The organism is Campylobacter sp. RM12642, from assembly GCF_020137635.1.
Taxonomy (GTDB): Bacteria; Campylobacterota; Campylobacteria; order Campylobacterales; family Campylobacteraceae; genus Campylobacter_E.
This window is the reverse complement of the sequence record NZ_JACGAT010000001.1, coordinates 31,107-44,268: the sequence shown is the minus strand read 5'-3', so window position 1 is coordinate 44,268 and position 13,162 is coordinate 31,107. Positions and strand designations below refer to the sequence as shown.

The window sequence follows — 13,162 nt, the reverse complement described above, 5'->3', positions numbered from 1 at the left end:
TTAAAATAAAAATCCAACAAAGCCATTAACAATAAGAGCATTTACAATATCTACTAAAAATCCACCCATAATAGGAACGATAATAAATGCTATTTTGCAAGGTCCGAAGTGATTTGTTACTGCTTGAAGATTTGCAATCGCGGTTGGAGTTGCACCCATACCAAAGCCACAATGTCCTGCTACAAGGCAAGCTGCTGCGTAGTTTTTGCCACAAATAACAAAGGTTACATATCTTACATAAATAATAATTGCTATTGTTTGAATTATTAATAAAACGCTGATTGGAACAGCTAATTTTATAAGTTCAACGATATTTAAAGTCATAATTGACATAGCAAGGAATAATGATAAAGCCACATTTCCTATCACACCTACTTCTCTATCAAATACTTTATGAATATTTAGTGAGCTAAAGCCATTTCTAATAATAATACCTGAAAATAAGCACCATACAAATGTTGGCATACTATCTAAGAATTTTAAAAAGCCATTTTCTTTATTTGTAGCTACATTTGCTGCTTGACACGCATAATCAATCGCATTACCAATCACTAAAGCAAGAGCAATTAAACTTAAGCTTGTAATAAAACTATAGCTTGTAATTAATCTTACTTTTTGCGGACTCGTAAATGCTTCATCACTTGATTGTTCACTACTTTCTATTTCATCGCTTTTTAGATTAAATTTCTTTACTAAGTAATTAGCCATAGGACCTCCAATTAAACCACCTGCAATAAGTCCATAAGTAGCACACGCCATTGCTATATCGGTTGCTTGTGCGAAGTTATAAGGTGATTCTTGAAATGTAGCTCCCCAAGCAGCACCAGTTCCGTGTCCACCACTAAGTGTAATTGAACCGCCTAATAAACCAATTAATGGATTTTCACCCATAGCACTCATTACTCCAACACCAATTGCGTTTTGAACTACTAATAGAGCAAAAACAGCAATAGCAAAAGTTACTAGCAATTTTCCACCCTTTTTAATACTGTTAAAATCAGCACTAAGCCCAACCGTTGCATAAAATGCTAATAAAAGTGGGGTTTTTATATCTTCTGCGAATTTTACAGTAAAATTTGCATAATAACTAGATAAGAATAAAATAAATGCTACTATGATACCACCAGTTACAGGCTCTGGGATATCATAATTTCTTAGAAAGCTAGAGCAATTTGTTACAACTCTTCCTAAAATAAGAACCAACATAATACAAATAAATGTGCTATAAAAATTAAGTTCAAGCACACTAGTGCCATTATCATTGCTAAGCAAAGTTGCAATACCGAGATTGATTTTTTCCATTAAAACTCCTTTTATTAAATCGCTTTATTTTGTCTTAAAATATTTAATTTGTTACAAATATAAGCAATTAATTTTGTTTTTTTAAAAAAGTGAGTAATTTTGTAATAATTTTGAGATTTTATTTAATAAAGTTTTGATTGATATATAAAGAAGAGCTACCTAAAAGGTAGCTTAGAAATTATTTGCTTTCAGCGTCTTTTTTTTCTGCTTCTGGCTCAACTGCAACTGCTTGTGCGTTTGCATCAGCATTTTCTACTGATTGAGTTTGTTCTACTGGTTGAACTTTTGTAGCGTCTGTATTTTCTTCTGCGAATAAACCTGCACTAAATGCACCTAAGATAGCTGTTAAAACTAATAACTTTTTCATTTTTTCTTCCTTTTTAATTAAAATGCGCCGGCATTCTACTCCTACAATCTTAAACTTTACTTAAAAAAAATAAATTTTGAAAAAATATTCTGAAATTCCTAATATATAGTCAAATTAGCGATTTTAAATTAGCAAAATATTTATAAAATTATTAAATATATTTATATAATTTAAATTAAACAATTATGGATTTTAAAATAGGAATTTAGTTCCTATTTTGTTGATTTTGTTTTTGCATTATCTGTGTTTAGTAAAGAACTAATTCTTACTCCATTAAGATAAATTATCCAAGAAAAATAAAGCCATATAAAGAAAAATAAAACAGCAGAAAAACTACCATAAATGCTAGCATACACTTTATTTAGTGATATATAAAATACAAAAAGACTTTTAAAAATGCTCCAAACTAAAGCTACTAAAAAGCTTACTAGAGCTATGATTTTAGGATTTAAATGTTTATTAATTGATATATGAAAACATACAAAAAACAAAGCCCAAATGATTAAAAAAGGTAAAATCCCTAAGAAATTAAACTTAAGTCCTATTGCATCTATATATTTTTGAATTTTATAACTTAAATAAAAGCTAGTTAATAATCCTAAAGGCGCTAGAGTAATTAGCGACCAATATGTGCTAAGTGATGAAAAAAAGCCCTTTTTGGGAGTATTGCTAATGTGCGAGATGGTATTTTCATAAGCATTAAAAAACATAAATAAAGCAAAAACCATAGCGATAATTCCTGCTACATCAAGTTTTGTGCTATTTTGTAAAAATTGCTCTATGTAATTTACAGAATTTGCTTCTTGGTTTGGCAAAATTAAGCTAAATATAAAATTATTTAATTGGCTGCTTTGTTCTTTAAAACTTGGCATATGAGCGAATACAAAAAAACTTAAAGATAAAATCGGAATAATATTTAAAACACTATAAAAAGAAAGCGAGCTAGCGTGTTGTAAAATACCTTTATCACTTACATTAATGATTGTTTTTAAAATGTGTAAAATCTTTTTCATAAAAATCCTAGATAAATAAAAAATATTAAGTTCAAACTTATAACAAAAATTGCTAAATACCTATGAAAAATTGATAAAAAACTAAGTATTAAATAAATGAAAAAATATTTAAATTCCAATTTAAAATTAATTGCAAACATTTTAAAATCTAAAAATATTAATAAGTATTTATCCAATAAATCTCCTAAATTAATAATATGTAAAAACAAAACTAAAGGATAAAAAATCACAAAAATAGGAGTTAAAATAATCCCTAATAATTGTTGAAAGCTAAGCAATGGAAAAAAGTATAAAACAGGTGCAACCATTGCAAAAAAGGTGCTAAGTTCAAGGCAGATTAGTTTTGTAAGTGAATTAGCATTAAAATGATAAATAAATAAAAATATATAAAAAACCCCTAGACAAGAGAAGAAAAATCCTACATTAAATAAAAAGCTAGGATTAATAGCAATGCAAATAAAAAATGCTAAAAATAAATGTGAAAAACTAAGAATTTTAATTGCTCTAATTATAAAATAAAATCCCAAAATAGCCATTATAAATGAGCGAAAATAGCTTGCAACTAGACCAATTTCATAAAAATATAAGGCTAGGATTATGAAAATAATTATTCCTAAATCAAAATGAATTGACCTATATGGAAAAAATCTTTTTTGAAAATATTTATAAATAATTGAAAATATAAAGAAAAATATGGAATAAATAAGCCCTAAATGATAGCCTGATATTGCTAGTAAATGTGCAATTCCATAGTAATTTACGCTATCTCTTAAATCCTTGCTAATGCTTTTTGCAAAAAATAAAGCTCCAAAAAATTGCTTCATAGTTAAATTCTCGTGCTGATTTATAAAATAACTTACAAAAGCGTTTTCTTTAATCTCATCTAATTCTTCTAAAGCATAGCTTGGTAAATAAAATCTAGCTTGTAAGTATTCATAAAAATTAAGCTTATTTTTAGCTGCGAATTTTAAGCTGATTTGATTGGATTTAATTTCTTTTTTAGTAGTTGTGTATATTAAAACATCTTTATATGCAAGTGCTAGAACATAATAACTTTTATTATTTTTAGTTTTTAAATAATTATTGTTTATTTTTAACTCATAACTATCTTGTTCTAAAAACTCGCAAAAATCTAAGAATTTCAAATGCACTTGCAAACAAAATATAGCAATTAAAACAATAAATATTATAAAATAATGTTTTTTATTGATTATTAGAGTTCTTTTGCTCTTTATATTCATCACATAAATCGTTTAAAAAACAATTATTACAATCAGGTTTTTTAGCCTTGCAAATATATCTTCCAAACAAAACCATTCCTTTATGCAATTTATCAAGGTCAGTTTTAAATAGTTTTGTAAGCTCTTTAGCACAATCATTAGGAGTTTTTGCATTTGATATTTTTAACCTTTTGCTAACTCTAAAAATATGAGTATCTACAGCCATTACATTTGCACCCAAACTCTCGCATAAAACCACATTAGCAGTCTTTTCTCCAACCCCTGCAAGATTTATCAAATCATCAAATCTCATAGGTATAATTCCTGAATGAAATTCCACAACACTTTTTGCCATTTTGATAAGATTTATAGCTTTGTTTTGATAAAAATTACAACTTTTAATTAATTCTTTTATATTCATTAAATTTGCATTTGCTAAAGAATTTATATCAGGATAGTTTGCAAATAAACTTGGTGTTATTAGATTAACCCTACTATCAAGGCATTGAGCTGATAGCATAACACAAACTAAAAGTTCATAATCATTATTAAAAATTAATTCACTTTTTGCGTTTTTATAATTATTTAAAAATCTATTTTTAATTTCTTTTTCTCTTCTTCTCATAATTACTATCTTACTATTTTTTTACACAATATTTGTAAAATGATATATCAAATCAATTGAAAAAGGAAGATATTATGAAAAAAATTTCATTAGTTCTAGCAGGACTTTTATGTGGTGTAAGCTTAAATGCAGCTGTGGTTGCAACTTATAAAGGTGGAGAAATTACAAGCGATGATTTAGCACCTTATTTAGCTCAATTTCAAATAAGCGATGTAAGTGCGCTTCCAAAAGAAGTTAAAGATGGTTTAATAAGAGATGTATTATCAAAAAGACTTTTTGCTAAAGAAGCTGAAAAAATGAAATTAGATAAAGATGCGAAATTTCAATCAGCTTTAAATAGTGCAAAAGAATTATTACTTGCTCAACAATATTTATTGAAAAAATTTGAAGGTATCAAGGTAAGTGATGCTGAAATTAAAAAATATTATGATGAACATTTAAATGATTTTAAAGTTCCTGAAGCTGTAAAAACTAAACATATTTTAGTTGCTAGTGAAGCTGATGCTAAAGAAATATTAAAACAATTAAAGGGTCTTAAAGGAGATAAATTAGTAGCTAAATTTAGCGAACTTGCTAAATCAAAATCACTTGATAAAGGTTCAGGAGCAATGGGTGGCGATTTACCTTATATGAGTGCAAATGAATTAGTTCCTGAGTTTTTCAATGCAGCTAAAAAACTTAAAAAAGATGAAGTGTCAGAACCTGTAAAATCTCAATTTGGTTTTCATGTAATCTTAGGAGAAGATTTTAGAGCTAGCAGACAAGGAAGCTTACAAGAAGCAACTCCATTTATTGAAAATGGTTTAAAAAATGAAAAACATAAAGAATTAATTAAAAACGAAGTTGAGAATTTGATTAAAAATTCAGGCTTACAAGTTAAATAAGGATTTATAATGGGTGTTTTAGAATTGGTAAAACCAGGTGTTATTTATGGTAAAGATTTAGAGCGCGTTTATGCTTACGCAAAAGAAAATAAATTTGCAATTCCAGCAGTAAATGTTGTAGGAACAAATTCTATAAACGCCGCATTAAAAGCTGCTCGTGAAGCAAATTCGCCTATTATTATTCAATTTAGTAATGGCGGAGCAAGTTTTTTTGCAGGAAAAGATTGTCCTAATTCAGCAGTAATTGGGGCAATTGCAGGTGCAAAGTATGTGCATGAAGTAGCAGCTGCTTATGGAGTAGTTGCTATTTTACATACCGATCACGCAGCAAAAAAACTTTTACCTTGGATAGATGATTTAATTAAGGCAAATGAAGAATTTTATGCAATTCATAAAAAACCTTTATTTAGTTCTCATATGCTTGATTTAAGCGAAGAAAGTTTAAACGAAAATATTGAAATTTCTTGCGAATATTTTAAGAAATTTAACGCATTAGAAATCGGTATAGAAATTGAATTAGGTTGCACTGGTGGAGAAGAAGATGGAGTTGATAATACAAATATTGACAATGCTAAATTATACACTCAACCAAGCGATGTAGCACTAGCTCATAAAGAATTAAGCAAAATTGGGACAAATTATACAATCGCAGCAAGTTTTGGTAATGTTCATGGGGTTTATAAACCAGGAAATGTAAGACTTGAGCCAGTAATTTTGCATAATTGTCAAGAATATTTACAAAAGGGTGCAAAACCACTTAATTTTGTATTCCACGGCGGAAGTGGTAGTGAAGCAGAAAAAATCACTGAAGCAATCAATTACGGCGTAATTAAAATGAATATAGATACTGATACTCAATGGGCATTTTGGGATGGTGTTCGTGAATATGAAGTAAAAAATCACGGATATTTACAAGGACAAATCGGAAATCCTGAAGGCGATGATAAGCCTAATAAGAAATATTATGACCCAAGAATGTGGTTAGTTGCTGGAGAAAAATCTATGCAAAAACGCCTTTTACAAGCGTTTAGCGAGTTAAATTGTATGAATAGGAATTAATCTTGCAAACAATAATTGTTAAAAAGAAGAAAAGTGTATTTTCTTCTTTTTTATTTTTAATCTTTTTACCTTTATTAGTCTTCGTGTTAGCGATTTTAGCTTATTTAAATATTATAAAACTTATTATGCCATTACATACTATTATAATGTGTGCTGTGCTTTTAGTATTTGCTATGTTTTTTGCACCGCAAAATGAATATTGTGTATATGCAAAAATTAAAAAGAATTCGTCAATTTTTGAAAATGATTTAAAAGATTTTATTAAAGATAATTCTTTAAGAATTGATGAAATTAGTAAGGCTAATGTGAGTTTTGATGAATTTTTTGATAATTATTTACATAAGCTAAAGCCACTTTCATTTGGATATATTGCTAGTGCTGTTTTTCCAATGATTGGAATTTTAGGAACATTTATAAGTATTGCAATATCTATGCCTGATTTTAAAGTAGGTAGTTCAGCTGCGCTTGAAGGAGAAATTAGCTTATTGCTTAGTGGAATTTCAACTGCTTTTTATGTTTCAATTTATGGGATTTTTCTTACTATTTGGTGGATGTTTTATTCAAGACTTGGTATTGCTAAAATTAATAATTTTAAAGAAAATTATAGAATTAATAGTAAAAAATATTTTTGGAGTAAAGAAGAATTAGAAAGAATTTCTCTTAGAAAAAATAGTGAGTTATTTTCTAATACAAATTTATTATTATCAAAGCTTTATGATAATGAGTTTTTTAATGAAATATCAAAACTCCATCAAGATAAATTTACAGGTTTTAAAGAATTATTTAAATCTTATGAAAAAATTGCGATAGTTCATACAAATTTAGCTCAAAAATCTTTAGAATTAAGCAATAAAAATACTAAGCAAATGCAAGAAAAGATAGATGAATTTTCATCAAGAATTGAAAATAGCTTGAAAGAATTTGCTAAATTAAAAGAAGATTTAGAAGCTAAATTATTAGATTTTAAAAATATTTATGAAGATGAAAAACACGAATTTAGAATAGTTGATGAATTAAAAGCTGATATTGAAAACCTTAGTAAAGAAGCAAATCAGGTATTAAATAAAATAAATAATGCGTAATAAAGATAATAATAATTTTTGGATAGTTTATGCTGATTTGATGGCTGGATTATTGTTTGTATTTATTTTAGTTCTTAGTGCTATTGTTTTAAAATATATTTTTACACAAAATGAGCTAAAAAATGAACAAAAACATTTAGATGAATCAAAAGCTTTAATAATTAGCAAAGATGAGCTTTTGAGCTCGTTAAATGAAGAGCTTGAAAAACTCAATATTTCATTAAACGATGAGCTAAATAAAAATAAAGATGCAAATGATTATATTAAAAAATTGCTTCTTAATTTAGATGAAAATGCAAAAAACAAGGAAGAATTATTAAGCAATATTGACAAAAAAGACGCACAGATTTTAATGCTACTTAAAAATCTTGAAGATACTGAAATAAAAATAAAAAATAAAGATGATAAAATAGACGAATTAGCAAAGCAATTGAGTGGGTTTAAGGTTGAATACGAAAAGCTTAAAAATAATAAAACAAAATTAATTCAAGCTTTACAAAATAAATTATCAAATGATATTTTAATCAATCTTAATTCAGGCAGTATTAGCTTAAATGCTAGTATTTTGTTTGATAGTGCGGAGTATTTGATTAAAGATAGTGCAAAAGAAGAGCTTAAAAAAACTCTAATTAAGTATTTTGATGCCTTGCTTAGCTCACCTGAAATTCTAGCTAATATTGATAGTATAGTGATTGAAGGACATACTGATAGCGTTGGTGGATTTACTTATAATCTTGAGTTATCTCAAAAAAGAGCTTTGGAGATTATGAAATTTATTAATTCGTTTTATAATGATAAAAGATTAGAAAAATTACTTGTAGCAGTTGGCAAAAGCTATAATGATTTAAAATTTAAAGATGGCGTTGAAGATAAACAAGCAAGCAGAAGAATAGAAATAAAATTACAATTTTCAAATGAACAAGCAATCAAGGAATTTGAAAGTGTAATTTCAAAGGATTTAAGTGAAAATAGCAATAATTAGACTTAGTGCAATGGGCGATATTTTTCATATGCTATGGCATATTAATTATATAAGAGCTGCATATCCTAAAGCTAGGATTGATTTTTTTGTAGATTCTAGGTTTTATTTTTTACTTGATGGACTTATTTGGTTTGATAATATTTATTCGTTACCACTCAAAAAACACCCAATAAAAGCATTAAAAGAGATAAAACATTTAAAAAAATCATATGATATTAGTATTGATTATCAAGGAAGAATAAAATCAGGTTTTTTAGCAAATTATTTGAGCGCAAATTCTTATGGATATTCTAAAAATGGTTTAAGAGAAAAGTTAGCTTATTATTTTTATAAAAACCATTGCAATTGTGATTATTTAGAAAATGTGTATAAAAGAAGCCTTGAATTAACTCGCTTTGCTTTAAAAGAATTTAAAAATGATGAGTTAGTAACTAGCGATATATTAATTTATGATGAGATAAAAACTCAAAATATTATGAATAAAATAAAGCCTTTAATAGAAGATGAATTTATATTATTACATAATGGCTCAAGTAAAATAAATAAAATGCTCCCTTTAGAAAAATTGATTGATATTTGTAAAAATTGTGATTATAGAATATTGCTTAGTTGGGGTTCTCAAATAGAACTTGATAGAGCAAATGAGATTGCAAAAGAATGTAAAAATGCTAAAGTCTTGCCTAAAATTTCATTAAATGAATTAGTGTTTTTAAGCAAATTAGCAAAATTAATCATAGGAAATGATAGCGGGACTACTCATATTGCTGTGGTTTTAAATCGTCCTAATATAACTTTTTTAAACGAATGTGATAAAAAACCTGCAAAAAGATTAATAAGTCCATCTAATTTACAACATTATTTTTATAAATTTAGCGATGTAAATAAAGAAAAAGTTTTAGATATTATTAATAAGGTTTTTAGCAAATGAGAGATTATTTATATATTTTTATTTTTTATTTTTTTAATTTTTTACTAAAATTAATTCCCAATAAGATTTTAAAATTCTTTGCTAATTTAATCGGTAGCCTAGCATTTAGAATTAATAAAAAACATAAAAATATAATCTTAAAAAACTTAGAGCATTTTTGCAAACTCACACAAGCTCCAAAAAGTATAGAAATTACCAAACAAGTTTATAAAAAATTTGCCTTTTATATATTATCAATGGTAAAAAATCAAAATATAAGCCAAGAAAAATTATTAAAACAAATAAAATTATTCAAAAACGAAGAATATTTACAAGATTTATTAAGTGCTAATGCAAAAATAGTTTTTACAACAGCACATTATGGATATTGGGAGATTTTGCCATCTGCTGTTGCTATTAAGTATAATTGTAAAATTAATATAATTGGAAGAGCTTTAGAGAGTGCAAAAATTAATGCCATACTTACTAAATATAGAGAAAATTTCGGAGTAAAACTAATAGAAAAAACAAATGCTTTAAGACCTATGATTAAGGCTTTAAACAATAATGAATTAGTAGGAATTGTAAGCGATCAAGACGCACATATTAAAGAAAGTAGCGAGTTTATTTTATATGGTAGAAAAGTTACTCAAAGCAATGCAGCAAGTCTTATAGCTAAAAGGTGTGATGCTTATTTATTGCCTGTTTATATTTATGAAATTAGCGATGGTTATTGTATAGAGTTTTTTAAGCCATTAAAGGCTAGTGAAAAAACAATAGAAGAACTTAGCTTTTATCAATTAGAATGCACTAAAAAAATGTGGGAGAAAAATCCTAGTGAGTATTTTTGGTTTCACAAAAGATTTAAGACATTTTATGGGGATGAGTATTGAAAATTTTTATATATTTACCTAATTGGTTAGGCGATGCTATTATGGCTGCTGGTGCTATTAATGCTTTAATTAAAAAATATCCTAATGCAAAAATTACTTTTTATGGAAGTTTTGTAGCTTGTGAGCTTTATAAGGATTTAGGTGAAATTGTAGTAGAGATAAAAAAACAAAGATTAAAACAAATTAAAGCTTTAAAAGAAGAATTTGATTTAGGAATTTCATTTAAAGCAAGTTTGTCATCTAAGTTTTTGTTATTTATATTAAATGCTAAGAAAAAATTTTATTTTAAAGCAAACAAAAGTGATAATACTCATCAAGTTTTAAAATATTTTAATCTAATAAAGCCACTTGGATTGGATGAACAATTAAACACAGCTTTACCTTTTAAAAAGCTTAAAACAAGAAAACTAATAGGAATAGCAGCTGGTGCTAATTATGGTGCTGCTAAATGCTATGAGCCTAGTTATTTTGCAAAAATTGCTAGCACTTTTAAAGAGCATAAAATAATACTTTTTGGGACTCATAATGAAGCTGGAATTTGTAATTTTATTGAAGATGAGCTTAAAAAATACGATATAAAAGCCATTAATTTGTGTGGTAAAACTAATATTAAAAGATTGGCTTTAGCAGTTTCTAGCCTTGATTATTTATTGGCAAATGATAGTGGAATTATGCATTTAGGTGCTAGTTTTAATATAAAAGTTCTAGCATTTTTCGGACCTACGAATACAAAACAAACATATCCTTTTTGTAATAATGGTAAGTTATTTTCATTGTTTTTGCCTTGTTCTCCTTGTGCTAAAAAAGTATGCCCTTTAAAGCACCACAATTGTATGAAACAAATGACACCTGAATTTGTATTAGAACAAATGAGATAAATCAAGTCTTTTTATTTCTTTAAAGAGTAAAATACTCCTAAAATTATTCAAAGGAGATTTTATGAAATTTAATGTAATTTATGAAGTAAAAGAATGGCAAGGTAATTCAAGTGAGTTAAAAATAACTCCAATTTATGATGATGAAGCAAACAAAGAAATCCAAATTATTTTACCAAAAGGTAAAATTATGCAAGAGCATAAAGCTCCAGGAGTGATTGTGGTTCAGGTTTTAAAAGGGGATATTGAGTTTGTAATTGATAATAAAAGTATAAATCTAAAAGATTTGATGAGTATAAAAGTAGCTGCTAATATTAATCATAGTTTAATTGCTAATGAAGATAGTATAATTAGACTAAGTCTTGCAAAAAATGATAATTTTAGTAGGGTAAAAAGCGTTCAAATTGATTAATACTTTAGAGGTTTTTCAACCTCTAAATAATTAGCAAGAATATGTAGTTTTAAATTCATATGCAGTTGGGCGTTGTTCTACTGGCCAAACTTGATTTTTAAACTTCATATGTTGATAATCTTGTATGCAAACATCAGTAAAAGCAGGTTTTAAATAAGCATTATCACGGATTAGGCTCTCTAAAGCACCCCTTAGAGTATGTGGTAATTGCTCTATTCCTTTTTCTCTAATTTCATCAAGGCTTAATTTAAATAAATTCTCATCCATAGGTCCAGCTGCAGTAAGCTCATTTTTAATTCCATCAAGACCTGCTAAAAGCATTGATGAAAATGCCAAATACACATTGCTAGAACTATCAGGAAAACGCATTTCAACTCTAGCACTTTTTTCGTTAATTCCATAAGGCACTCTACAACTAGCTGAACGATTTTGACAAGAGTAAGTTAGAATTGATGGAGCTTCAAACCCTGGGATTAATCTTTTATAAGAATTAGTAGTTGGATTTGTAAATGCTGTTACACTTCTTGCGTGTCTTAAAACCCCACCTATATAATGAATTGCAGTCTTGCTAAGTCCTGCATAGCCACTTTTATCATAGAATAAGTTTTTGCCATTTTTAAATAAGCTCATATGAACGTGCATTCCGCTACCATTATCAAGATGAAGTGGTTTTGGCATAAATGTAGCAGTTTTACCATTTAGATGAGCTACCATTTTTACTACATATTTATATATTTGAACATTATCAGCAGCTTCTACTAAAGTATTAAACTTAACCCCGATTTCTCCTTGACCTTGTGCGTTTTCGTGGTGATGAACAAAGCATTCAATACCAACACGCTCTAAAACTTGAACCATTTCAGCTCTTAAATCTTGCATACTATCAACAGGAGGAACTGGAGTATAACCACCTTTTCTTCTTGGGCGATGACCGGTGTTATAAGCGTCTTCATAATGCTTACCATCATTCCATTCACCTTCTTCTGTGTCTATTTGATACATAGCATAATTCATTGTATCTACGATTTTAATATCATCAAAGATGAAAAATTCATTTTCAGCACCAAAATACGCAGTATCAGCAATATCACTACTTTCTAGCATTTTAAGAGTTCTTTTTGCTATTGTTCTTGGGCATTTTTCATAAAAATCATTTTTATAAACATCAAAAATATCACAGATTACAATAACGGTATTGTCGCTTGTAAATGGGTCAATAAAAGTTGTTGTAACATCAGGGATTAATATCATATCACTTTTTTCAATTGGTTGCCATCCTTTATACGAGCTTGCATCAAAAGGAATTCCATTAGTAAGTGTATCTTTTGTTACACTTTTCATAGTGTATGTATGATGATTCCAAGTGCCATCAAGAGAAGTAAATCTAAAATCTACAAACTTTATTTCATTGCTTACGCAAAAATCAAAGAATTCGGTAACATTATTTACAAATTTAGCCATTTTTTTAACCTTAAGTTAGATTTGATTAGCTATGATTTTAGCTAATATTTTTTAATTAAGTATTATTTTAAGGAAGAAAA

General features: G+C 27.4%; 14 protein-coding genes. 8 read left to right on the top strand and 6 right to left on the bottom strand.

Annotated features, from left to right (window positions below):
* From gltS to nth, 5 genes are all read right to left on the bottom strand, one after another.
* Complete coding sequence (gene gltS / locus AVBRAN12642_RS00235) at positions 1-1,302, bottom strand: sodium/glutamate symporter (protein ID WP_336606785.1); 1,302 nt, start codon at positions 1,300-1,302, stop codon at positions 1-3.
* A 178-nt stretch (positions 1,303-1,480) separates the two neighbouring features.
* Complete coding sequence (locus tag AVBRAN12642_RS00230) at positions 1,481-1,669, bottom strand: hypothetical protein (protein ID WP_214115772.1); 189 nt, start codon at positions 1,667-1,669, stop codon at positions 1,481-1,483.
* Positions 1,670-1,881: 212 nt separating this feature from the next.
* Entirely contained in the window at positions 1,882-2,682 is an 801-nt protein-coding gene (locus AVBRAN12642_RS00225; RefSeq protein ID WP_214115771.1) for a YihY family inner membrane protein, read from the bottom strand.
* The gene (locus tag AVBRAN12642_RS00220; protein WP_336606784.1) at positions 2,679-3,923 is read right to left on the bottom strand and encodes a ComEC/Rec2 family competence protein; all 1,245 of its coding nucleotides are present in this window, start codon (positions 3,921-3,923) and stop codon (positions 2,679-2,681) included. The genes AVBRAN12642_RS00225 and AVBRAN12642_RS00220 overlap by 4 nt, the downstream gene beginning before the upstream one ends.
* On the bottom strand, positions 3,886-4,527 hold the full coding sequence (gene nth / locus AVBRAN12642_RS00215) for an endonuclease III (RefSeq protein ID WP_214115769.1): 642 nt from the start codon (positions 4,525-4,527) through the stop codon (positions 3,886-3,888). The genes AVBRAN12642_RS00220 and nth overlap by 38 nt, the downstream gene beginning before the upstream one ends.
* A 74-nt stretch (positions 4,528-4,601) precedes the next feature.
* Here nth and AVBRAN12642_RS00210 point away from each other — a divergent pair, with 74 nt between their 5' ends.
* The 8 genes from AVBRAN12642_RS00210 to AVBRAN12642_RS00175 all read left to right on the top strand — a co-directional run bounded on the left by AVBRAN12642_RS00210 (position 4,602) and on the right by AVBRAN12642_RS00175 (position 11,621).
* The gene (locus tag AVBRAN12642_RS00210; protein WP_214120118.1) at positions 4,602-5,411 is read left to right on the top strand and encodes a peptidylprolyl isomerase; all 810 of its coding nucleotides are present in this window, start codon (positions 4,602-4,604) and stop codon (positions 5,409-5,411) included.
* 9 nt (positions 5,412-5,420) lie between these two features.
* Positions 5,421-6,470, top strand: a complete 1,050-nt coding sequence (gene fbaA / locus AVBRAN12642_RS00205; protein ID WP_214115767.1) for a class II fructose-bisphosphate aldolase — start codon at positions 5,421-5,423, stop codon at positions 6,468-6,470.
* A gap of 2 nt (positions 6,471-6,472) precedes the next feature.
* Complete coding sequence (locus tag AVBRAN12642_RS00200) at positions 6,473-7,552, top strand: MotA/TolQ/ExbB proton channel family protein (protein WP_336606783.1); 1,080 nt, start codon at positions 6,473-6,475, stop codon at positions 7,550-7,552.
* Positions 7,545-8,534 (top strand): OmpA family protein, encoded by a 990-nt coding sequence (locus AVBRAN12642_RS00195; protein WP_214115765.1) that lies wholly within the window; start codon positions 7,545-7,547, stop codon positions 8,532-8,534. The genes AVBRAN12642_RS00200 and AVBRAN12642_RS00195 overlap by 8 nt, the downstream gene beginning before the upstream one ends.
* Positions 8,515-9,462 (top strand): glycosyltransferase family 9 protein, encoded by a 948-nt coding sequence (locus AVBRAN12642_RS00190; protein ID WP_336606782.1) that lies wholly within the window; start codon positions 8,515-8,517, stop codon positions 9,460-9,462. Before AVBRAN12642_RS00195 ends, AVBRAN12642_RS00190 begins: the two co-directional genes overlap by 20 nt.
* Entirely contained in the window at positions 9,459-10,334 is an 876-nt protein-coding gene (locus AVBRAN12642_RS00185; RefSeq protein WP_336606781.1) for a lipid A biosynthesis lauroyl acyltransferase, read from the top strand. The genes AVBRAN12642_RS00190 and AVBRAN12642_RS00185 overlap by 4 nt, the downstream gene beginning before the upstream one ends.
* Entirely contained in the window at positions 10,331-11,212 is an 882-nt protein-coding gene (locus AVBRAN12642_RS00180; RefSeq protein ID WP_336606780.1) for a glycosyltransferase family 9 protein, read from the top strand. The genes AVBRAN12642_RS00185 and AVBRAN12642_RS00180 overlap by 4 nt, the downstream gene beginning before the upstream one ends.
* Before the next feature lie 61 nt (positions 11,213-11,273).
* Positions 11,274-11,621 (top strand): cupin domain-containing protein, encoded by a 348-nt coding sequence (locus AVBRAN12642_RS00175; RefSeq protein WP_336606779.1) that lies wholly within the window; start codon positions 11,274-11,276, stop codon positions 11,619-11,621.
* Positions 11,622-11,651: 30 nt separating this feature from the next.
* On the opposite strand, the gene glnA is transcribed toward AVBRAN12642_RS00175, so the two are convergent.
* Complete coding sequence (gene glnA, locus AVBRAN12642_RS00170) at positions 11,652-13,082, bottom strand: type I glutamate--ammonia ligase (protein ID WP_336606778.1); 1,431 nt, start codon at positions 13,080-13,082, stop codon at positions 11,652-11,654.
* Between the last annotated feature and the right edge of the window lie 80 nt (positions 13,083-13,162).

Bases quoted from the DNA above. Each gene is read 5' to 3' on its own strand.
- gltS (WP_336606785.1), bottom strand. From the start codon at position 1,302: ATGGAAAAAATCAATCTCGGTATTGCAACTTTGCTTAGCAATGATAAT.
- AVBRAN12642_RS00230 (WP_214115772.1), bottom strand. From the start codon at position 1,669: ATGAAAAAGTTATTAGTTTTAACAGCTATCTTAGGTGCATTTAGTGCA.
- AVBRAN12642_RS00225 (WP_214115771.1), bottom strand. From the start codon at position 2,682: ATGAAAAAGATTTTACACATTTTAAAAACAATCATTAATGTAAGTGAT.
- AVBRAN12642_RS00220 (WP_336606784.1), bottom strand. From the start codon at position 3,923: ATGAATATAAAGAGCAAAAGAACTCTAATAATCAATAAAAAACATTAT.
- nth (WP_214115769.1), bottom strand. From the start codon at position 4,527: ATGAGAAGAAGAGAAAAAGAAATTAAAAATAGATTTTTAAATAATTAT.
- AVBRAN12642_RS00210 (WP_214120118.1), top strand. From the start codon at position 4,602: ATGAAAAAAATTTCATTAGTTCTAGCAGGACTTTTATGTGGTGTAAGC.
- fbaA (WP_214115767.1), top strand. From the start codon at position 5,421: ATGGGTGTTTTAGAATTGGTAAAACCAGGTGTTATTTATGGTAAAGAT.
- AVBRAN12642_RS00195 (WP_214115765.1), top strand. From the start codon at position 7,545: ATGCGTAATAAAGATAATAATAATTTTTGGATAGTTTATGCTGATTTG.
- AVBRAN12642_RS00185 (WP_336606781.1), top strand. From the start codon at position 9,459: ATGAGAGATTATTTATATATTTTTATTTTTTATTTTTTTAATTTTTTA.
- AVBRAN12642_RS00175 (WP_336606779.1), top strand. From the start codon at position 11,274: ATGAAATTTAATGTAATTTATGAAGTAAAAGAATGGCAAGGTAATTCA.
- glnA (WP_336606778.1), bottom strand. From the start codon at position 13,082: ATGGCTAAATTTGTAAATAATGTTACCGAATTCTTTGATTTTTGCGTA.